20 protein-coding genes are annotated in these 20,480 nt (G+C 62.7%); 10 read left to right on the plus strand and 10 right to left on the minus strand.

Annotated elements, in window-relative coordinates:
- On the plus strand, positions 1-1,586 hold a 1,586-nt coding region (locus VFL62_RS05045), incomplete at its 5' end, for a PAS domain S-box protein (protein WP_325171277.1).
- Between the two features lie 170 nt (positions 1,587-1,756).
- A complete protein-coding gene (locus VFL62_RS05050; protein ID WP_325171278.1) occupies positions 1,757-2,749 on the plus strand; it encodes a P1 family peptidase in 993 nt (330 codons plus the stop codon).
- Between the two features lie 10 nt (positions 2,750-2,759).
- Here VFL62_RS05050 and VFL62_RS05055 read toward each other — a convergent pair whose 3' ends face one another.
- The gene (locus VFL62_RS05055) at positions 2,760-3,131 is read right to left on the minus strand and encodes a hypothetical protein (RefSeq protein WP_325171279.1); all 372 of its coding nucleotides are present in this window, start codon (positions 3,129-3,131) and stop codon (positions 2,760-2,762) included.
- 398 nt (positions 3,132-3,529) lie between these two features.
- On the opposite strand from VFL62_RS05055, the gene rpe reads away from it, so the two are divergent.
- Positions 3,530-4,231 carry a ribulose-phosphate 3-epimerase gene (rpe, locus tag VFL62_RS05060; protein ID WP_325171280.1) on the plus strand — a complete coding sequence of 234 codons (702 nt, stop codon included), beginning with the start codon at positions 3,530-3,532 and terminating at the stop codon, positions 4,229-4,231.
- Positions 4,232-4,234: 3 nt separating this feature from the next.
- On the opposite strand, the gene VFL62_RS05065 is transcribed toward rpe, so the two are convergent.
- From VFL62_RS05065 to VFL62_RS05075, 3 genes are all read right to left on the minus strand, one after another.
- Positions 4,235-5,689, minus strand: a complete 1,455-nt coding sequence (locus VFL62_RS05065; protein ID WP_325171281.1) for a bifunctional serine/threonine-protein kinase/universal stress protein — start codon at positions 5,687-5,689, stop codon at positions 4,235-4,237.
- A gap of 4 nt (positions 5,690-5,693) precedes the next feature.
- Positions 5,694-6,434 (minus strand): metallophosphoesterase family protein, encoded by a 741-nt coding sequence (locus tag VFL62_RS05070; protein WP_325171282.1) that lies wholly within the window; start codon positions 6,432-6,434, stop codon positions 5,694-5,696.
- 201 nt (positions 6,435-6,635) lie between these two features.
- Positions 6,636-7,229: a TetR family transcriptional regulator gene (locus VFL62_RS05075; protein WP_325171283.1), complete on the minus strand. Its 594-nt coding sequence runs from the start codon at positions 7,227-7,229 to the stop codon at positions 6,636-6,638.
- A gap of 407 nt (positions 7,230-7,636) precedes the next feature.
- Between VFL62_RS05075 and purB the strand changes: the two genes are divergently transcribed.
- A complete protein-coding gene (gene purB / locus VFL62_RS05080) occupies positions 7,637-8,944 on the plus strand; it encodes an adenylosuccinate lyase (RefSeq protein WP_325171284.1) in 1,308 nt (435 codons plus the stop codon).
- A gap of 10 nt (positions 8,945-8,954) precedes the next feature.
- Here purB and VFL62_RS05085 read toward each other — a convergent pair whose 3' ends face one another.
- Complete coding sequence (locus tag VFL62_RS05085) at positions 8,955-9,509, minus strand: cytochrome b (RefSeq protein ID WP_325171285.1); 555 nt, start codon at positions 9,507-9,509, stop codon at positions 8,955-8,957.
- Positions 9,510-9,702: 193 nt separating this feature from the next.
- Here VFL62_RS05085 and murI point away from each other — a divergent pair, with 193 nt between their 5' ends.
- The 4 genes from murI to VFL62_RS05105 all read left to right on the plus strand — a co-directional run bounded on the left by murI (position 9,703) and on the right by VFL62_RS05105 (position 13,521).
- The gene (murI, locus tag VFL62_RS05090; protein WP_325171286.1) at positions 9,703-10,500 is read left to right on the plus strand and encodes a glutamate racemase; all 798 of its coding nucleotides are present in this window, start codon (positions 9,703-9,705) and stop codon (positions 10,498-10,500) included.
- A 162-nt stretch (positions 10,501-10,662) separates the two neighbouring features.
- The gene (locus tag VFL62_RS05095; RefSeq protein ID WP_325171287.1) at positions 10,663-11,439 is read left to right on the plus strand and encodes an acyltransferase; all 777 of its coding nucleotides are present in this window, start codon (positions 10,663-10,665) and stop codon (positions 11,437-11,439) included.
- 187 nt (positions 11,440-11,626) lie between these two features.
- On the plus strand, positions 11,627-12,244 hold the full coding sequence (gene rpsD, locus VFL62_RS05100) for a 30S ribosomal protein S4 (RefSeq protein ID WP_325171288.1): 618 nt from the start codon (positions 11,627-11,629) through the stop codon (positions 12,242-12,244).
- Between the two features lie 209 nt (positions 12,245-12,453).
- Positions 12,454-13,521, plus strand: coding sequence for a threonine aldolase family protein (locus VFL62_RS05105; RefSeq protein ID WP_325171289.1), 1,068 nt, complete (start codon positions 12,454-12,456; stop codon positions 13,519-13,521).
- A gap of 12 nt (positions 13,522-13,533) precedes the next feature.
- On the opposite strand, the gene VFL62_RS05110 is transcribed toward VFL62_RS05105, so the two are convergent.
- The 4 genes from VFL62_RS05110 to grxD are packed head-to-tail and all read right to left on the minus strand — an operon-like array spanning position 13,534 to position 16,656.
- The gene (locus VFL62_RS05110) at positions 13,534-14,397 is read right to left on the minus strand and encodes a carotenoid biosynthesis protein (RefSeq protein WP_325171290.1); all 864 of its coding nucleotides are present in this window, start codon (positions 14,395-14,397) and stop codon (positions 13,534-13,536) included.
- A gap of 38 nt (positions 14,398-14,435) precedes the next feature.
- Positions 14,436-15,719, minus strand: coding sequence for a serine hydrolase domain-containing protein (locus VFL62_RS05115; RefSeq protein WP_414644611.1), 1,284 nt, complete (start codon positions 15,717-15,719; stop codon positions 14,436-14,438).
- A gap of 53 nt (positions 15,720-15,772) precedes the next feature.
- Positions 15,773-16,327 (minus strand): O-acetyl-ADP-ribose deacetylase, encoded by a 555-nt coding sequence (locus VFL62_RS05120; RefSeq protein WP_414644612.1) that lies wholly within the window; start codon positions 16,325-16,327, stop codon positions 15,773-15,775.
- Positions 16,324-16,656: a Grx4 family monothiol glutaredoxin gene (grxD, locus tag VFL62_RS05125; RefSeq protein WP_325171292.1), complete on the minus strand. Its 333-nt coding sequence runs from the start codon at positions 16,654-16,656 to the stop codon at positions 16,324-16,326. The genes VFL62_RS05120 and grxD overlap by 4 nt, the downstream gene beginning before the upstream one ends.
- 295 nt (positions 16,657-16,951) lie before the next feature.
- Between grxD and egtB the strand changes: the two genes are divergently transcribed.
- Positions 16,952-18,199, plus strand: a complete 1,248-nt coding sequence (egtB, locus tag VFL62_RS05130; protein WP_325171293.1) for an ergothioneine biosynthesis protein EgtB — start codon at positions 16,952-16,954, stop codon at positions 18,197-18,199.
- A gap of 81 nt (positions 18,200-18,280) precedes the next feature.
- Positions 18,281-19,252 carry an L-histidine N(alpha)-methyltransferase gene (gene egtD / locus VFL62_RS05135; protein WP_325171294.1) on the plus strand — a complete coding sequence of 324 codons (972 nt, stop codon included), beginning with the start codon at positions 18,281-18,283 and terminating at the stop codon, positions 19,250-19,252.
- Here the strand turns inward: egtD and VFL62_RS05140 are convergent.
- A complete protein-coding gene (locus VFL62_RS05140; protein ID WP_325171295.1) occupies positions 19,228-20,448 on the minus strand; it encodes a low temperature requirement protein A in 1,221 nt (406 codons plus the stop codon). The genes egtD and VFL62_RS05140 overlap by 25 nt on opposite strands.
- Positions 20,449-20,480: the final 32 nt, after the last annotated feature.

Here is a 20,480-nt window from a genome sequence, read left to right on the forward strand (position 1 = left end):
CGTTGCGCTCCAGCTCGGGCGAGATCGTCGGCATTTCCAAGATCGCGCGCGACATCACCGAGACGAAGCGCACCCAGGCGGCGCTGACCCAGGAAATCGAGGAAAGGCAGCGAATCTTCGAGACTTCGCAGGATCTCATCCTGGTCACCGATACCAAGGGAACCTTCGTCCAGGTCAGTCCGAGCTCAACGACCATTCTCGGGATCGATCCGTCGGAAATGATCGGCCATAGCGCGGCAGAGTTCATCCACCCCGACGACCTCGAAAGCACGCGGGAGGAAATGCGCGCCGCTCGCCGCGGCCATTTGATGCGCAATTTCGAAACCCGTTACGTCCACAGGGATGGCCATACGGTGAACCTGAGCTGGATGGGAACCTGGTCCGAGCCGGTTCGCAGGCATTTCTTCGTCGGCCGCGATCTCACCGAAAAGCAGGCCGCCGAGGCCCAGTTGCGTCAGGCGCAAAAGATGGACGCAGTCGGCCAGCTGACCGGCGGCGTTGCTCACGACTTCAACAATATTCTGACCGTCATTACCGGCACCATCGGCATCCTCGCCGATGCCGTGACCACTGACCCTCAGCTATCCGCGATCGCCAAGATGATCGACGACGCCGCCGAACGCGGCGCCAGCCTGACCAAGCATTTGCTTGCCTTCGCGCGCAGGCAGCCGCTGCAGCCGCGCGAGATCGACGTCAATGCGCTGGTCATCGAGACCACCAAATTGTTGCGGCCGACGCTCGGCGAGCACATCCAGATCAACCCGCAACTTGCCCAGGACGCATGGCCTGCCCTGGTCGATCCAAACCAGCTCACCACGGCGATCTTGAATCTGTCGTTGAATGCCCGTGACGCGATGCCGGGTGGCGGCAAGCTGGTGATCGAGACCGGCAACGTCTATCTCGACGACAGCTATGCCGCGATGAACCGTGACGTCGTCGTCGGCAATTACGTCATGGTGGCCGTCAGCGACACCGGCACGGGAATCTCGCCGGAAAATCTCGAGCGGGTGTTCGATCCCTTCTTCACGACCAAGGAAGTCGGCAAAGGCACGGGTCTCGGCCTCAGCATGGTGTTCGGCTTCGTGAAGCAGTCGAATGGCCATATCAAGATCTATAGCGAGATCGGCCACGGCACGACGGTGAAGATCTATCTGCCACGCGCCACCGGCCTGTCGGACACCCCTGTGGAATCGCTGGCCTCGAACAGCATCGAAGGCGGCGACGAGACGATCCTCGTGGTGGAGGACGACGCGCTGGTCCGTCGCTACGTCATCACCCAGATCCAGAGCCTCGGCTACAAGACCCTTGAAGCCAGCCGGGCCTCCGAAGCCCTCAAGATCATCGACGGCCCCGGCAAAATCGATCTGCTCTTTACGGACGTTATCATGCCCGGCACGATGAACGGTCGTCAGCTGGTCGATGCGGCGCTCGTGCGGCGGCCGGGATTGAAGACGTTGTTCACGTCTGGCTATACCGAGAACGCCATCGTTCATCATGGGCGCCTCGATACCGGCGTGCTGCTGCTCGCCAAACCCTATCGGAAATCCGATCTGGCGCGCATGATACGCGTTGCGCTCAAGAGCTAGTGTGTCGACTCCGAGATTCGCACTCTCGCGCGGCCGCATCTTTGCGACTTCGGAATCTAAAGGACATTAGCGAACCTGTTGATGTGGTAAGGCTTTGGCTTAAATGTCCGCAGGACGAACACGCGGCAACAATGATGCGGTGTTTTGGACCGCCAGACCAGCAGGTTTCGATGAACAATCTCCTGACCGATATTACCGGTGTCCGTGTCGGGCATGCGGATGATCCAGCTCTCGCCTCCGGCGTCACCGCTGTCATCTTCGACCGACCGGTGGTGGCAGCGATGGATGTGCGCGGCGGCGGTCCCGGCACGCGCGAGGGCGCCCTGCTCGATGTCGCCAATACGGTCGAAAAGATCGATGCGATCGCGTTATCTGGCGGTTCGGCGTTCGGACTCGAAGCCGGGGGCGGCGTGCAGGCCTGGCTCGCCGAGCAGGGTCGCGGCCTCAACGTTCGCGGCGCCGTGATCCCGATCGTGCCCGGCGCAATCTGCTTCGATCTTCTCAACGGCGGCAACAAGAACTGGGGCCGCTTTGCTCCTTACCGCGACCTCGGCTATGCGGCGGCGGCCGCCGCCACATCAAACTTTGCGCTCGGCAGCGCCGGCGCGGGCCTTGGCACCCTGACCGCGAACCTGAAAGGCGGCATCGGCTCGGCCTCCGCGCAAACCGCGCATGGCGTGAAGGTCGCCGCACTCGTTGTGGTCAACGCGCTCGGCAGTGTGACGGTCGGCGACGGACCATGGTTCTGGGCCGCGCCGTTCGAGGTAGATGGCGAATATGGCGGCCGCGGTCTGCCCGAAACCTTCACCGCAGACATGCTGAAGATGCGGATCAAGGGCGCGACGACCGAGACCGAAAGCACGACGCTAGCAGTAGTCGTCACCGATGCCGCGCTCACCAAGACCCAGGCCAAGCGCCTCGCCATGATCGCCCATACCGGCTTTGCGCGCGCGATCTATCCGGTGCACGCACCGATGGACGGCGACGTACTGTTCGCGGCGGCCACCGGCGAGCATTCGATCGACCCGCTGATTGGCCTGACCGAGCTTGGCATGGTCGCGGCGAATGTCGTGGCGCGTGCGATTGCCCGCGGTGTCCATGCCGCCACTGCCTTAGCCTTGCCGGGCGCGCTGCCGGCCTGGCGGGATCGTTTCGGAAAGTGAATTTCAGCCGTCAGGCGCTGATCGAAAGGCCAACCGGAACGGCCGTGGACTGGGTCAGCTGGTTGATCGCGTTATAGGTCGACGAGGCCGCCTGGCTTTGCTGCGAAGAGGCGGATGACGAGGCACCGGAATCCAGCGCATCGGCGAAGTCGGTCGACGACAGCCCCTGTGCGTCGAACAGCGCATTGACGTTGCCCGACGACGACTGGCCGCCTCCCGGTCCGGTGGCCGTCGAGCCTGATATCAATGCGGCCGCACTATCTTTGGCGTCGGCCAGGATCGAGGCGAAACCGGACGATTGCGACGACGATGACGGCTGTGATGACGTCAACGACTGGATGGCGTCCAAAGCGGCCGAGGCGGCACCGATGGCAGGCAACATGGCACGAACTCCAAATGGGCGCGCACGCCCGTCACCACCGATGAGCAAACCTCGTGCCATGGCAAAAAGGCCAACGAATTGATTGCGTTCACGGTGATGGAACGCACCGCCTCCTCGGCAATTGGTGCCGCCGGCGGCAGATTTTTCCGCCAAGTCGGCGCCTGCATTGCCGGCCGAACCTTCGCATGTTAGGCGAAAAAGCGCGCTAGTATGGCGGCTCAGAAGTCCGCATCATTGTTGCCGCGAGCTTGTCGTGCGGACTTCTGAGCCAAAGCCACACTAGATCAATGATTTTGCTAGTGTCCTTTCGATTCCGAAGTTCGAAACGTGGCTCCGAAAATGCTGCGAACTTCGGAATCGGGACACTAGCCGCGAAACAGCTTCGAAAGACCGCGCCAATGACCGCTTCCCTGTTGCCTCGCCCCCTCGTCATCGCGCCGTCGATTCTGGCGTCCGATTTTTCAAAACTCGGCGAGGAAGTGCGCGCGGTCGATGCCGCCGGAGCGGATTGGATTCATCTGGACGTGATGGACGGCCATTTCGTTCCGAACATTTCCTATGGACCCGACGTCATCAGGGCGATGCGTCCGCACAGCAAGAAGATCTTCGACGCGCATTTGATGATTTCGCCCTGCGATCCCTATCTCGAAGCCTTCGCCAAAGCAGGCTGCGACCACATTACCGTGCACGTCGAGGCCGGGCCGCATTTGCACCGCTCGTTGCAGGCGATCCGCGCGCTCGGCAAGAAGGCCGGCGTCTCGCTCAATCCGGCGACGCCGATCTCGGCGATCGAATATGTGCTCGACAGCATCGATCTGGTGCTGGTGATGTCGGTCAATCCCGGCTTCGGCGGGCAGGCCTTCATCCCTTCCACCCTGGCCAAGCTCCGCGACTTGCGTGCGATGACGGCCGGCCGGCCGATCGATATCGAGGTCGACGGCGGCGTCGGCGCGGATAATTCCGGCGAGCTGGCCGCGGCCGGGGCCAACGCTTTTGTCGCGGGCTCGGCCGTGTTCAAGGGCGGCACGAAGGAAGCATACCGGACCAACATCTCGGCGATCCGCCAGGCCGCCGCCGTCGCGCGCGGCGAAGCCATTTGAGACCTAGATTGCGGGCAGCGATCGGTCGTCGGACGGCTCGCCGCGCCCGCCATCCTCGCTCGCGCGCCAGGGCAGCCGCACCACGGTAACGGTACAGGGGGCCTCCGCCGCGACCTTGGCCGAGGTGCTTCCGAGCAGCGTACGCACCAACGAATTTTGCCGCGCGCCAATCACGATGTGATCGACGTGGTTGGCTTCGGCAAATTCCAGGATCGCGCCGGCAGGATCGACCGCCTCCAGCACATGCGCGGTCAGCCGGCTCTCGTCAAGCTTGAGCGATGCGGCCCAATGTTTCAGCGTGACCAGCCGGCCGACATGCTTGTTGTTGCCCTCTTCATCGAGGGTGCGGTCGATGGTAACGCGGCCGAGCTTCAACACGTTCAGACAGGCAAGCCGCGCGGATGGCGATGTCTTGAGAATGCGCTCGGCGGTGATGCGCAGCGCTTCATTCAGCTCGCTTGATCCTTCGGTGACGTCGATCGCAACCGCGACAATCGGGCTTGACGCCACTTGCGCAGCCACGGCCGACTTGCTCCGCTCATTGATCGGATTGCCGTTGAATCGGCGGCGCAACACCGTCGAGAGCGGGTCGCGCTTGAGCCGCTCGGAGCGCGCGGTCAGCTTGACCTGATCGGGATGGGTGAGGTCGAAGGCCAGTTGCGAAGCCGTCGGATACCGCCACACCGGATCGATTTCCAGGCAGCGCAGCACGATTTCCTGCAGCCACGGCGGATAGTCGGCCCGCAATTGCCGCGGCGGATAAGGATCGCGCCACAGCCGCCGCCGCATCCCGGCCATCGTTTCGCTCTCGCCGAACGGACGCACCCCGGTCGTAAAGAAATAAAGCAGCACGCCGAGCGAAAACAGGTCGCTGCGGGGGTCGTCGCGCACGCCGAGCAAGCGTTCCGGGGCCATATAAGGCGCCGTCCCATAGGGCACGCGGAACTCTTCCTGCAGCAAATCCGGCAGATGATCGTGATGCGACAGGCCGAAATCGATCAGCACCGCCTCGCCTGTGGCGCGAAACATGATGCTCGAAGGCTTGATGTCGTGATGAATGACGTTCTGGCGATGCAGGTCGCAAAGCGCATCGGCAATTTTCAGGGCGAGAAGGCGCGCCTCGTCATAGGGCAGCGGCAGATCCGGAAGGCGATGGTAAAGCGTCTGCCCCGGAATGCGCTCGATCACGACATAGGCCTGGCGCGCAAAATCGCCCGCCGCGTAGCAGTGCGGGACGTTGATGCCCTTCAGTTTCGGCAGGATCATCTGCTCCATTTCGAAAGAGACGATCGCGGCGGGGTCCTCGCCTTCCGAAACGCGGGGAATCTTCATCAAGACCGGCGCGGCAATACCGTCGCGGGTGACGCTCCACAGTGTCGCCATGCCGCCGCGGTGGACGCATTCGCCAAGCGTAAAGCCGTCAATGTTTGCGCCAGGCTGAACCACGAACTTCGCCATCGCCTCACCTCCCGACAAACAGGCGGTCGGCCAGCGACGCCGGCAGGCCGTTGTCGCGAATGCGCCGCGCAGCGGTGTCGATATCGTAGGGGACGCGGCGATAAGTGAGTTCGCGGGAGGCAGTATTGAATATCGCAAAGCAAGCGGCCGGATCGCCATCGCGTGGCTGGCCGACCGAGCCGAGAACCGCAAGCCAGCGCCGGCCCGACAGCAATTGCACGGCCGCACCGGAAACCGGCACGAAGCTCGTCATCTTTCCTGTCGCCGACATCGAATAGAGCGCCGGGCGGTGAATGTGGCCGCAAAAGGTGATGTGGGCATCGGTGGCGATCAAGCTTCGCCCGGCATCGGCGCTCGATCGGACGTAGCGCCATCGCGCGGGCTGGCTGGCCTCGGAATGCACGTAGAGGCGATCGTCCTGCTCGCGCGTCAGCGGCAGCTCGGAAAGAAACTTCCGCTCGGGCGCGCTCAACCGGCCGCGCGTCCATTCGATCGCCGCCTGCGCCGCGGCGTTCATGGTTTCCGAAGGCGAGCCGATCGCATTGTCATGGTTGCCGCGGACCGCCAGCGCCCCCTCCTCCGCAAACGCCATCACTGTTTCCAGCGTCCATTCGGGATCGGCGCCGTAGCCGACATAGTCGCCAAGGAAAACGAACCGCTCGGCGCCGCCCGCGCGCGCCGCGTCAATACAAGCGAGGAACGCCTGCCGGTTGGCATGAATGTCCGCAAAAAGTGCCAGCCGCACGCACTACCTCACAGTGTGGCTATTCCTGACGTTCCTTTTCTGTGTTGCCGTGAGTTGGCATTCACAAACGAACGCGCCGCGAAATGATACGAATGTCAGAACCGGGACACCAGCCGTTCGTACCGAACGGAAGGCGTTCCGCCTTGACGGATATCAAACTATGGGGACGGGGGACGGGCGGCCGGCAATCGGCCGCGCAGATCAGCGCTTGCAGGCCTCGATGCCACGCAGCAGCATGGCAATGACCGCATCGATCCGGGCGGGCAGCTGCGGATCGTTCCATTCGTCGGAATGGGCGGGATGGTGGAAGCGGGTCACGGCGTCGAAAATCGCCTGGGCGGTGACCTTGGTATCGGCGATCTCGAACGCGCCTTGCTTGACGCCATCGGCCAGGATCAGTTCCAGCTGGTCGGTCAGGCAGGCCCGGTGCCCCTTGACTGTCTTGCAGGCCTCCCGCGCTAGCGTCAGGTAGGTCGCAAACATTTCGGGGTCTTCGAGATAGCGTTTTTGTTTGGCAGAGAACAACTCGCGAAGCCAGCGGTCGAGCTTGATCGGCGCCGGCTCCTGGCCTTCGGCGATTTGGGCAAGCGGCGTCGAGACGCGCTCGAGCCAGCGTTTGGCAACCGCCTCGCGCAGCGAGGCCTTGCTCGGGAAATGCCGATAGACGCTGCCGTGGCTCACATCGAGCGCACGCGCAACGTCAACGACGGTGGCTTTGGCGAGACCGTAGCGGCGCAGAACGTCTTCCGTGACTTCCAGAATGCGTTCCGGGGTCAACACCACGTTCTCGTTCATCGGCGCACTCCTGCTTGGGTCAGCCTAGCCTATATACGGCTGACGATCTCGGCGGTTAGCGGGCGAGGCGTTCGGCCTGTTCGGCGAGGTGCTGGGCAATCCGCCGGTTGAGCCAACGCTGGATTTGGGTGGTCAGGTGCAAAATTTCGAATGTCATGGCCGTAGTCCTTGGTAACTGGCCCCGGCTCGCCGTTGGGAGCGGCCTCGCCGGGGGACCCTGAAGGAGGCGTCATGAAATATATACACCATCGCGCTGACAGATTTCAATATCTGTCATTCAATATTCCGTGATGGGTGGGTTGCGCCCATCCACAGGCTCCGTGGAGGCGGCGCGGACGATGGTTTGTCACCCCCCGCCCGCTCTGCTAAAGCGCCCCTAACCCCCTCAAAAGCCTCAGAGTCGCCCGATGATCCCCCGCTATACCCGCCCGGAAATGGCCGCGATCTGGGAGCCCCAGACCCGCTTCAAGATCTGGTTCGAGATCGAGGCACATGCGGCTGACGCGCTGGCGGAATTGGGGGTGATTCCGAAGGAGGCCGCCAAGACCATCTGGGCCAAGGCCAGCAATGCGACCTTTGACGTCGGGCGGATCGACGAGATCGAACGGGAAACCAAGCACGACGTCATCGCCTTCCTCACCCATCTTGCCGAAATCGTCGGCCCCGAGGCACGCTTCGTCCACCAGGGCATGACGTCCTCGGATGTGCTCGACACCTGCTTCAACGTGCAACTGACGCGGGCTGCCGACCTTCTGGTCGCCGACGTGGACAAGGTGCTCGCCGCGCTGAAGAAGCGCGCCCTCGAGCACAAGATGACGCCGACCATCGGCCGTTCGCACGGCATCCATGCCGAGCCCGTCACCTTCGGGCTGAAGCTCGCCTACGCCTACGCCGAGTTTTCGCGCGCCCGCGACCGCCTGATCGCCGCGCGCCACGAGGTTGCGACCTGCGCCATCTCCGGCGCAGTCGGGACCTTTGCCCAGATCGATCCGCGCGTCGAAGAGCACGTTGCCAAGGCCATGGGCCTGCGCGTCGAGCCGATTTCGACGCAGGTGATCCCGCGCGACCGCCACGCGATGTATTTTGCCACGCTCGGCGTGATCGCCTCCTCGGTCGAGCGCCTTGCGACCGAAATCCGCCACCTGCAGCGCACCGAGGTGCTGGAAGCCGAAGAGTTCTTTTCGGAAGGTCAAAAAGGCTCCTCGGCGATGCCGCACAAGCGCAACCCGGTGCTGTCGGAAAATCTCTCCGGCCTGTCGCGGATGGTGCGCGCCTATGTAACGCCGGCGCTCGAAAACGTTGTGCTCTGGCATGAGCGCGATATCTCGCACTCCTCGGCCGAGCGCATGATCGGACCCGATGCGACCGTAACGCTCGACTTCGCGCTCAACCGTCTCGCCGGTCTGGTCGAGAAGCTTTTGATCTATCCCGAGAACATGCAGAAGAATCTGGATCGCCTCGGCGGCCTCGTGCACTCGCAGCGGCTCTTGATCGCGCTGACGCAAAAGGGCGCAAGCCGAGAGGATGCCTACAAGCTCGTGCAGCGCAACGCGATGCCGGTCTGGCGCGGCGAAGGCGACTTCCAATCACTGCTGAAGCAAGATGCCGACGTCAAAAAATATCTCAGCGATGCCGAGATCGAAGAGCAGTTCGACCTCGGCTATCACCTCAAGCACGTCGACACGATCTTCAAGCGCGTATTCGGTCAGGGCTGAGGGAGAAAGCTCAGCCCGGCTGGCCGTCCATCATCCGCGCCGCCACGCGGTCGCGCTTGATGAAATGATGCCAGGCCGTCGCCAGGACGTGGATGACGATCAGCGCCAGCAACACATAGGCAAAGACGATATGCCGGTCCTCAAAGGCATCGGCCGTCGCCTTGTCGGGCGAGGTGAACTGCGGCACATGGAACAGGCCGAAGAAGCTGCCGTAGTCGCCTTGCGGCCGCGCGCCGGAATGCGCCCAGCCCAGGAAGATCACGATGAAAGTGGCGAGATAGAGCGCGCCGTGGCTGACATGCGCCGCGATCCGTTGCCAGCCTGGCATGCCCGGGGGCAACGCCGGGATCGGATTGATCATACGCCAGATGATCCGAAGCACCATCGCCACCATCAGCATGTAACCGATATCGGCGTGGATCGAACGGTAGAAAAAACGATCCGGCCGCGCGGGGATGTGATTCATCCACCAGCCATAGGCCAGCATTCCCAGAATGGTCAGTCCGATGATCCAGTGAAACGCCCGCGCGAGGCTGCCCCAGCTCTTTGTCGTGTTGCGTATCATTCGCTATCCCGCAGCTTCAATAATTCGCTCCGAATACATCGGACTGATTACATTAAAATCATGGTTCGTCGCGTCCGATTTGGGGGCGCTGTCTTAGAACTCATGCAAAGCGCAAATTATTCCCGCTCCGCACTTGCGATGCGTTTGCAAATGGCAACTGAAAGGTAACTCCGGATCGGCTAGGATGAATTCCATGGGGCAGAATCCAACCATTCTCGTTTTCGATTCGGGCCTTGGCGGGCTAACAGTGTTGCGCGAGATCGTGCGCGCCCGCCCGGAGGCGCGCTATGTGTACGTCGCCGACGACGCCTTTTTTCCGTATGGCCACCACAGCGAGGAAGAGATTATCGGTCGCGTGGTACCCTTGGCGGGCGACTTGATCACCGAGCATCGTCCCGATCTCGTCGTGATCGCTTGCAACACGATGTCCGTTTCCGTGATGGGGCATTTGCGCGCGGCCTACGCCGTACCTTTCGTCGGCACCGTACCCGCCATCAAGCCAGCCTGTCTCAGCTCGAGGACCAAACGCGTCTCGGTGCTCGGCACGAAGGCCACCGTGAAGCGCGAGTACACGCAAGCACTGATCCGCGATTTCGCGCAAGGTTGCGAAGTGACGCTGGTCGGATCAGCGGAGCTGGCGGCTCTGGCCGAGACGGCGCTCTCGGGCGGCGTGGTCAGTGACGAAGCCATCCTGGCCGAACTGGTACCGTGTTTTGTCGGGGCCAGCGAGGAACCTGAGCGTCGCACCGACACCATCGTGCTCGCCTGTACGCACTACCCGCTGTTGCTCGACCGGCTGAACCGGTTGGCGCCTTGGCCTGTCGCGTGGATCGACCCGGCGCCCGCGATCGCACGGCGGGTGACAAGCCTGCTGCCCGAAAGCCGCGATGGACCGAACGAGGCAGAAGCCCGGATGATCTTTACATCCGGCCGGCCGCCTCGGATGAGCAAGGCCTTGATGCCATTTTTCGGCGGCCGCGTGCTGGCCTGAGGCGCCAATTCAATTTTCTACATATCTTTCATACGTTTATCTCTGGTTCATCGAGCGGCCCGTAAAGTCGCATTCGAAAAAAAGCCCGGCCTCAAGGGCTTCGCTTCGTGCTAAGCCGGCCGATATCAAGCGACCGCATTGAGAAGGAAACCGAGCGGAGCGATGCGCGGGACCAAACGAAAAATCTCACTGCCGCGCCGCTTCCTGATCGACTTCATGCATGCGTCGATGCGCGTGCCCGCGATTTCGTTCTCACGCCCGCTCGATATTGGGCCATTGATGGCCTCGCGCGCCATGGCCGCGTCCCGGCCCGGTTGGGCGGCCGTATTCGCCAAGGCCTTTGCGATCGTGGCCAAGGACGAGGCGGTGCTGCGGACCCTCTACGTCAAGCTGCCCTGGCCGCATTTCTTCGAGCTGCCGCGCAGTGTCGCGATGGTGGCGGTGGCGCGGGCCGAGGGCGGCGAGGAATTCATCCTGCCTGAAAAGGTGCCCGACCTGGAAAGCCGCTCGCTGGCGGATATCGATGCACAGATCCGCCGCGCCAAGAATGCGCCGCTCGAGGATGTCCCGAATTTTCGCAAGATCCTGATGGCGAGCCGGCTGCCGCTGCCGCTGCGCCGCCTGAGCTGGTATCTGGGCCAGAACTTCGGACGAATGTGCGCCAACAATTTCGGGACCTTCGGGGTGACCTCGGTCGCGGCTTACGGGCCGGGCGAGCTGCGGGCGATCAGCCCGAGCCCCTTCCTGCTCAGCTATGGCGTGGTCGGCCCCGACAACCACATCGACGTCAGTCTGCGCTGGGACCACCGGATTACCGATGCGGTCGCCATCGCCCGGGTCCTGAAGCGGCTGGAACAGGTGCTCAACAACGAGATTTCGGCCGAAATTCGCTCGCCGCGCACCCAACGGACCGCTTGCGACCAAGCCCGTCCGCATTGACAGGAGGGGCGTTTCTGCCTAGAAACCGCCCTGCTCGCGGGCCGTTTTCGGCCCGCGATGCGTTTCGCGACCCGCGGTCCACTCTTTACCAGCTTTAAGGGTTTGGACCTGTCGGCAAGTCAGGACATTCCTGGCTGCACAGGAGGGCGCGTTTCCTCAAACCAACTATCGAAAGAAAGAGGACGCGATGACAAAGCGTAGTGAGGCGAAATACAAGATCGATCGCCGTATGGGCCAGAATATCTGGGGCCGCCCGAAGAGCCCCGTGAACCGCAGGGAATACGGCCCCGGCCAGCATGGTCAGCGCCGCAAGGGCAAGCTCTCCGACTTCGGCGTGCAGCTGCGCGCCAAGCAGAAGCTGAAGGGCTATTACGCCAACATCAGCGAGCGCCAGTTCCACGGTATCTATGTCGAGGCCGGCCGCATGAAGGGCGATACCGGCGAGAATCTGATCGGCCTTCTGGAGCGCCGTCTCGATAGCGCTGTGTTCCGCGCCAAGTTCGTCTCCACGATGTTTGCCGCCCGCCAGTTCATCAATCACGGCCACGTCAAGGTGAACGGCCGCAAGGTCAACATCTCCAGCTACAAGCTGAAGGTCGGCGACCTGATCGAGGTCAAGGAATCCTCCAAGCAACTGGCCCATGTGCTTGAAGCAAGCCAGCTTCCCGAGCGCGACGTGCCGGATTATCTGGAAGTCGACCACGGCAAGATGACCGCGAAATTCGTCCGCATCCCGGCGCTCGCCGACGTACCGTTCGCGGTGCAGATGGAGCCGCATCTGATCGTCGAATTCTATTCGCGCTGATAGATCCGATCTTGCATATGAGTTGAGATCAAGGCCCCGGTTTCCCCGGGGCCTTTTGTTTTTGTCATGCCCGGGCTTGTCCCGGGCATCCACGCCTTTATGGTCGCCACAAAACAAGACGTGGATGGCTGGGCCATAGGCGAGCGGAAGCGATGCCGTTCTTCAAACGGCTATGGCCGGCTAGGACGCGATAATGGAGACCTCATCCAATGGCCTACACCCCTGCCCGTCCCAATCCCAAGGCGCCCCCGGTCCGCATCAACCTGTTGTCGGACACGCAAACCCGCCCGACGCCGGGAATGCGCGAAGCGATGGCACGCGCTGAAGTGGGCGACGAACAGGTCGGCGACGATCCCTCGACCAACCTGCTCTGTGACCGCGTCGCCGATCTCATGGGCAAGGAGGCGGCGGTGTTCCTGCCGTCCGGCACCATGTGCAACGTGACCGCCACGCTGGTGTATTGCCGGCCGGGGGATGAGATCCTCGCGCACGCTTCCGCCCATCTCATCGCGCGCGAAGGCGGCGCCCATGCCGCGCTCGGCGGATTCCAGATCACGCCCTTGCAAGGCGCCGACGGAAAATTCACGCCGGACACCTTCCGCGCCGCGCTGCATCCGCGCACGCGCTACCAGCCGCCGCAGACCTTGGTGAGCGCCGAGCAAACCGCCAACATCGGCGGCGGCACGATCTGGAAGAAGTCTGATCTCGACGAGGTCGTGAAGATCGCCAAGGCCAACGGTCTTGCAACCCACATGGACGGCGCGCGATTGATGAATGCCACGGTGGCCAGCGGCATCAGCGCGAAGGACATGACCGCGGGTTGGGATTCGGCCTGGATCGATTTCTCCAAGGGCCTCGGCGCGCCGATCGGCGCCGTGCTCGCCGGCACGCGCGATTTCATCGACAAGGTCTGGCAGTGGAAGCAGCGCCTCGGCGGCTCGATGCGACAGTCCGGCATTTGCGCGGCCGCCTGCACCTATGCGCTCGACCATCACGTCGACCGGTTAGCGGAAGATCACGCCAATGCGCGCGCGCTGGCGCGCGGCCTTGCGCAGATCCAGGGCATCGAGGTGCAGGAGCCCGAAACCAATCTCGTGTTCTTCAAGCCGGATGGCGCCGGGATCAGCGCAACCGACATGGTGGCCGCCTTGAACAAGCGCGGCGTGCAGATCGCCGTGATGGAGGGCCGCATCCGCGCCTGCACGCATCTGGACGTCACCTCCGCGATGATCGAGGAAATGATCGGACACGTGCGCGAGATCGCCCGCAAGGCATAGGCCGCGCGCCGCTCAGCGATCGCCCTGCACGTTGGCGAGCTTCAGGGTCGCCAGCATCGATGTGACAAACATCGTACTTAGCATGGTGACGACGGTGGCCCCGCGCAGATCACTGATGCGCCAGAGCTGACCTGCCGCATCGGTCACCTCGCCGCCCCCGCCGATCAGCCACGGCGTCAGATGCGTGAGCGCCGACGCCAGATAAAATGCAATCGCGACCAGCCGCAGCGTCCGCATTTGCGAGGGCGGCGGTGCGGCAAGGCCCACTCGGCGGCTGAGATAGACAGCGAAGGCCTGATAGAACAGCCACGTCGTCAACAGCCAGCCGGCGTAGTTCGACAGCGGCACGCCAAAATGAGCGCCGCCGTCATGCCAGATCCAGGCCTTGGCGATCGTGGAGGCCGCGGGCTCCATCACCACGTCCCATTGCGTCATGACGAAGGCCGCCACAAGCGGCAACGCCAAGCACTCGAACCTGCCGCTCGGGCGCGCCGGCACCCCGAGCAGAACCGCGGCGACGTGCCAGGAGAAATAGCCCATGCCGAACCATAGCGGACCGACGATCACCGGAATGGCACCAATATGCGGCAGGTCAGCGCCGACCTCGAAATGATAGCGGCCGAACGGCCAGCCGGTGGTGGCGCCGATATTTTCCATGACGAAGGTAATGGCGACGCAAATCGCAAACAGCGCCGAGCCATCCTTCCAGCCATAGAACCGGATCGCATGGACGACGGCGGCGAGAATGCCGATTGCCGCCAACACTTGCGCCAGCGGATTCGGATTCCAGGCAAAACCGATCACCAGCGCCAGATAGACCGCAAGGCTGACCCAGACCACCAGCTTAAGCGGTTCAAAGCCGGTGCCGTCCGTCACCCCTGCGGTTTCCTGCATCCCCATGGCGGCATTACAGCCTATTTCTGCAAGGCCTGATAGATCAGCGCCTTTAATTCGACCTGAATGCGTTGGCGCTGCGACGGCGACTGCATCATGCAGACGACGAAAAGATCATCCTGCGGATCGACGAAAAAGAACGTGCCGCCAACGCCGTCCCAGCGATATTCGCCGGCCGGTAGCGGCGGATTTGCAACGGTGCGCACCGCAAAACCGAGGCCGAAGCTGCTGTCGTCGCCCGGAAAATAATACTGGTCGCGCGCGATCTTCGTGATGGGCCCGAGCTGATCCGACACCATCAGCTTGACCGTCTCCGGTTTCAAATACCGCCTGCCATCCAGCGTGCCGCCGTTGAGCAGCATTTGCGCGAAGCGCGCGTAATCGCCGATGGTGCCGACCATCCCGGCCCCGCCGGATTCCCATCGCCGCCTCAACACCGGATCGCCGAGGCCCGCGATCGAGCCTTTGAAGCGATCGCCGGGTAGCGGCTCGACGACGCGGTCGCGCTTGGCGTCATCGACGTGAAAGGCAGTATCATGCATACCGAGCGGGTCGAGCAATCGCTGCTTTTCGAATTCGAACAGCGACTGTCCGGACACGACCTCGATGACGCGGCCGAGAATATCGGTCGAATGGCCGTAGTCCCAAAGCGTGCCCGGCTGTTCGGCCAGCGGCAATTTCGCCAGTCGCTCGGCGAACTGCGCATTGTCGAAATCTCCCTCGAACAGCCCGCTTTCCGGATAGAGTCTTCGAACCGGGCTGTCGCCGTAAAATCCGTAGGTGATGCCGGAGGTCTGACGCAACAGATCGAGAATCTTGATCGGGCGCGCGGCAGGCTCGGTGACGAGCACCTCGTGGCCGCGGTCGTCGCGTTTCTCGACTGCAACTTGCGTCTCGGCAAAAGCCGGAATGAACTTCGACACGGGATCGTCGAGCGCGACGCTGCCGTCGTCGACCAAAATCATCGCGGCGACGGACGTGACCGGCTTCGACATCGAATAGAGCCGGAAGATGCTGTCCGGCGTCATCGGCGTTTGGCTGTCGGGATTCCTCAGGCCGAAACTTTCAAACAGCACGGGGTGGCCATGCTGCTGAATCAGAAGCACCGCGCCGGGAATTTTTGCGGTTGCGGCCTCGTTGCGGATGTAGTTGCGGACATGATCTAGTCCGGCAGCCGAAAAGCCGCTCGCAACGGTGGTCGGAGACTCGGCCGGGCTTGGGCTGAGGCCGATGGCGAAAGTAAGCAGCGTCAATGCGGCTGCGGACCGGGCCACGAAGCTGCTCGTCCTTCGCGGACCCGTCATCGCATTCACCGACTGCCTGGGGTGTCAAACGTCACGGCAGTGTAGCTGCGTGCTCAATCCGGACAAGGCTCGCCGAACTCCGCCACGGCCAGTTCGTGCAGATGGGCACTGTCCTTTGAGAAGCAGCAGAAGATCACCCGGCGGACGCCAGGCGCCCTCTTGAGCGCGTCGATGGTGGTCGAAACCGCGATCCTTGCGGCGCGATCCGCGGGAAACCGGTAGATCCCGGTCGAGATGGCCGGAAAGGCGATCGAAGCCAGATTGTTTTCGCGGCAGAGGTCGATGGCGCGGTCATAGCAGGAAGCGAGCAATTCATCCTCGCCGCGCTGGCCGCCGCTCCACACCGGACCGACGGCATGGATCACGTGACTTGCCGGCAGGCGATAACCGCCCGTGATCTTGGCGTCGCCAGTCGCGCAGCCATCAAGGCTGCGGCATTCCCTGAGCAGATCGGGTCCCGCGGCGCGGTGAATGGCGCCATCCACTCCGCCGCCGCCAAGCAGCGATGCATTGGCGGCGTTGACGATGGCATCGACACGGAGTGTCGTGATATCGGCGACGACGACCTCAAGCCTCACGCCGCCGACCAGGCGGGCGGTCAAGATCAGGCGACGGTTGTGACTGCCACGCCCTTGTCGGCAAAGAGCTGCTGCAATTCGCCGGCCTGGAACATCTCACGCACGATGTCGCAGCCGCCGACGAATTCGCCCTTCACGTAGAGCTGTGGGATGGTCGGCCAGTTGGAGTAGGTCTTGATGCCGTTGCGAAGCTCGGCGGACTCAAGGACGTTGAGACCCTTGTAGCCGACCCCGATGTGATCGAGGATCTGAACGACCTGTCCGGAGAACCCGCACTGCGGAAATTGCGGCGTGCCCTTCATGAACAGCACGACGTCGTTCGACTTCACTTCGTTGTCGATGAATTGCTCGATGCTCATAATCTCTTCCTTTTGGGGTGGGTGAGACACCCACTCGGGCTTGCCGGCCGTATGCCGCCAGCCCCTTTCGCGACTCCCATATATGTACCCCAAACGTTTGTGCACCCAAAGCAATTTGGCGGTCGGAGCTGCCATGCGGGGGCAAGATCGGGGGTAACGGACGCGACGATCGGCCCGTATCTCGTTTAGCCCGAGGGAGGCTTTTTTCCCCGATAGGAACCCCTATCTAGGACAGGCTGTTCTCGAGGAACCTGGCTCCGAGGCCAGCGTTCTCCTTTGCGACCCGGAGACCCCAGTGACGCAAACCGTATCCGCCATTGCCGCCTCTCGCCCGTCGTTATTTCCCGAAAAAACCAGCCTCGCAGACGAGCTGACCGCCGCATTTCTTGCAGTGCGAAACGAGACAGAACGTCGCGCCGGGCCGCTCAGCGCCGAGGACCAGTTGATCCAGTCCATGCCGGATGCCAGCCCCGCCAAATGGCACCGTGCCCATACCACATGGTTTTTCGAGCAGTTTCTGCTTGGCGAGCACTGTACCGGATACGAGCCCTACCACCCCGACTACGCCTTCCTGTTCAACTCCTATTATGTCAGCGCGGGGCCCCGGCACGCCCGCGCCCGGCGCGGCGATTTGACCAGGCCCTCCGCTGACGAAATCACGGCCTATCGACGTCATGTCGATGCGGCGGTCGTGAAATTCTTCCGTGAAGCCGATGACGAAAAACTTGCGGCGATTGCGCCGCTGGTCGAGGTCGGCCTCAACCACGAGCAGCAGCATCAGGAGCTGATGTTCACGGACATCCTGCACGCCTTTGCCCAAAACCCGATCTCGCCGGCCTATGACGGCTCCTGGCGCTTCCCCAGTCCGAGCGGCTCCGGCGAAGACTGGGTCGACCTCAACGAGGGTATTCACGCGATCGGGCACGCCGGCGACAGTTTCCATTTCGACAATGAAAAGCCGGTCCATCGGGCGCTGGTCGGCCCCGTTCGCCTCGCGCGCAATCTCGTCACCAATGCCGACTGGATCGCCTTCATGGCGGACGGCGGCTACACGACGCCGACGCTCTGGCTGATGGACGGGTTTGCGGTTGTCAGCAACGAGCAGTGGCAGGCGCCGGGGCACTGGCGCGAGATCGACGGAAAATGGCACGTGATGACGCTCGCGGGCCTCAAGCCGGTCGATCCCGAAAGTCCAGTCTGCCACATCAGCTATTACGAGGCGGATGCGTTCGCACGCTGGCGCGGCAAGCATCTGCCGACCGAGATGGAATGGGAGGTTGCCGCTCGCGCAGGGCTCCTCAACGACGCCTTCGGAATCGTCTGGCAATGGACCCGCAGCGCCTATTCGCCTTATCCGGGCTATCGCGCGATCGAAGGCGCGCTCGGCGAATACAACGGCAAGTTCATGGTCAACCAGCTCGTGCTGCGCGGCTCCTCGCTGGCGACGCCCGGCGGTCATAGCCGTGTCACTTATCGCAACTTCTTTTACCCCCACCACCGCTGGCAGTTCACCGGCTTAAGGCTCGCCGACTACGTCAGCTAACGTATGAGCCAAGGCGCGATACCGCGCTTTGAAAAATTCTTGACTGCAATCGCGCTAGAAAAGCGCGTCCGGGAGATTGTCATGAACGTGCACGCCACCGCTTTGGCCGAAGCGCACCGTTTCGATGCGCCAACATCGGTATTTGCTCGCGACGTCATACAAGACCTGTCGCGGGCGCCAAAACGGCTGTCGCCGAAGTATTTTTACGATGCGACCGGCTCGGAGCTGTTCGAACAGATCACGGTTCTGCCGGAATATTACCCGACCCGGACCGAGCTTTCGATCCTGCGTACTCATGGCCCGGCAATCGCCGCGATCATCCCGGACGGCGCGGCGTTGGTGGAATTCGGCGCCGGCTCGACCACCAAGGTGCGGCTCCTGCTCGGCGAATGCCGGCTCGGGGCCTATGTGCCTGTCGACATCTCCGGCGAGTTTCTCAACGCGCAGGCGGAGGCCTTGCGCGCTGATTATCCCGGTCTCGCCGTTCATCCGGTGACCGCGGATTTCACGGCGCCATTCGCGCTTCCGGACGCCGTGCGCGACATGCCGAAGGTCGGATTCTTCCCGGGATCGACGCTCGGCAATTTCGAACCGGGCGAAGCCTGCAAATTCCTCAAGAGCGCGCGCACCATCCTCGGAAAAGGCGGGCAAATGGTGATCGGCGTCGATCTGGAGAAGGACGAGCGTACGCTCTACGACGCCTATAACGATGCCGCCGGCGTGACCGCGCGTTTCAACCTCAATGTATTGCACCGGATCAACCGCGAGCTTGGCGGTGATTTCGACGTCGGCGCGTTCATTCATCGCGCGGTCTACAACCGCGACCGGCATCGCATCGAGATGCATCTGATCAGCAAGAAGGCGCTGACAGCCGAAGTGCTCGGCAACAGGTTCTCGTTCCGCCCCGGCGAAAGCATCCACACCGAGAACAGCTACAAATATTCGATCGAGCGCTTCGCGCTGCTCGCGCGCGTTTCAGGCTGGTCGCTCGTGCAATCCTGGACCGATGAAGGCGGGTTGTTTTCGGTTCACGCGCTGGTCGCTTCCGATTGAGCTTGGTCAGCGGCCGACCGTTTCGGACCTGAACGCAACGATAGCGATTCCCAGATTGCGACGATCACCATCAACGCGGTGGTGGCAATCGAGAGCATCAGCGGCGATAGCCCCTCGCCGTACCAGCCGAGCACGCCGAGCGCGATGATGCCGACGCCGTGCGAGAGCTGCAGCCAGCCGCGGATCGCGAGCTTGAACAGGATCGCGCCGACCAGAAACAGCATCGGGCCGCCAACCGCGCTCACGATCACCCGTGCATCGGAATGGGCCGCCGGGTGCTGCAGCACGACGTCGTCGGCTACCGCCGACAGGATGATGCCGGCGACGATCGGCAGGTGCAGGTAGGTATAGGCAAGCCGCGCCAGCCGGCCCGGCTCGCTTGAATTCGAAATCAGCTCGGAGCCTGCTTCCGCGCCCTTGTGGAAATAGATCCACCACATCGCAAGCGCCGCGACGAAGGCCGACAGGAACGCGGACACGGTCTCGAAGGTCCATTTCAGATCGGCAAAGGTCGCGCCGGTGACGACGATGGATTCGCCGAGCGCGATGATGATGAAGCCGGCGCAACGCTCGGCAAGGTGGCCGCCCTCGACATACCAGTCGGCGACCGTCGAGGCGCCGTATTTCGGAATCCAGAACCGCACCGCCGGCGAGACATATTCGATGGCCAGCGCGACCGCCCACAGCACCAGCCGCTTTTCGCCATCGGCCACTCCGCCGGCGATCCAGAAGATGCCCGAGACCGACAGCCAGACCAGAATGCGGGTCGCATTCATCCGCGCGGCGGTACGTTCGCGCGGCGTCGACAGCAGCCAGAAGACCGTACGGCCGACTTGCATGGCGGCATAGGCGATCGCAAACCACAGGCCACGCGAATCGAAGGCCTTCGGGATCGAGGTCGACAGCACGAGGCCGCCGAGCATCAGAAGAAAGAGAAGGATGCGGACCGGCGTGAGCTCGGGATTGAGCCAGTTGGTCACCCATGACGTGTAGACCCAGACCCACCACACACTGAGCAACAGCAGGACGGTCTGGATTGCGCCGAGCATCGTGAAATGCGCCAGCAGCGTGTGCGAGACCTGGGTGACCGCAAACACGAACACCAGGTCGAACAGCAATTCGGCGTAAGTGACCCGGCTATGTTGCTTGGGCACGATGGGCCGAAACAGCGCCCCGCGCTCAGTATCCGACGCCATGGCGCCCTGCTTGCTCCCTATGCCGACACCCG

This window comes from Bradyrhizobium sp. (genome assembly GCF_035701725.1).
In the GTDB taxonomy this organism is placed as follows: domain Bacteria; phylum Pseudomonadota; class Alphaproteobacteria; order Rhizobiales; family Xanthobacteraceae; genus Bradyrhizobium.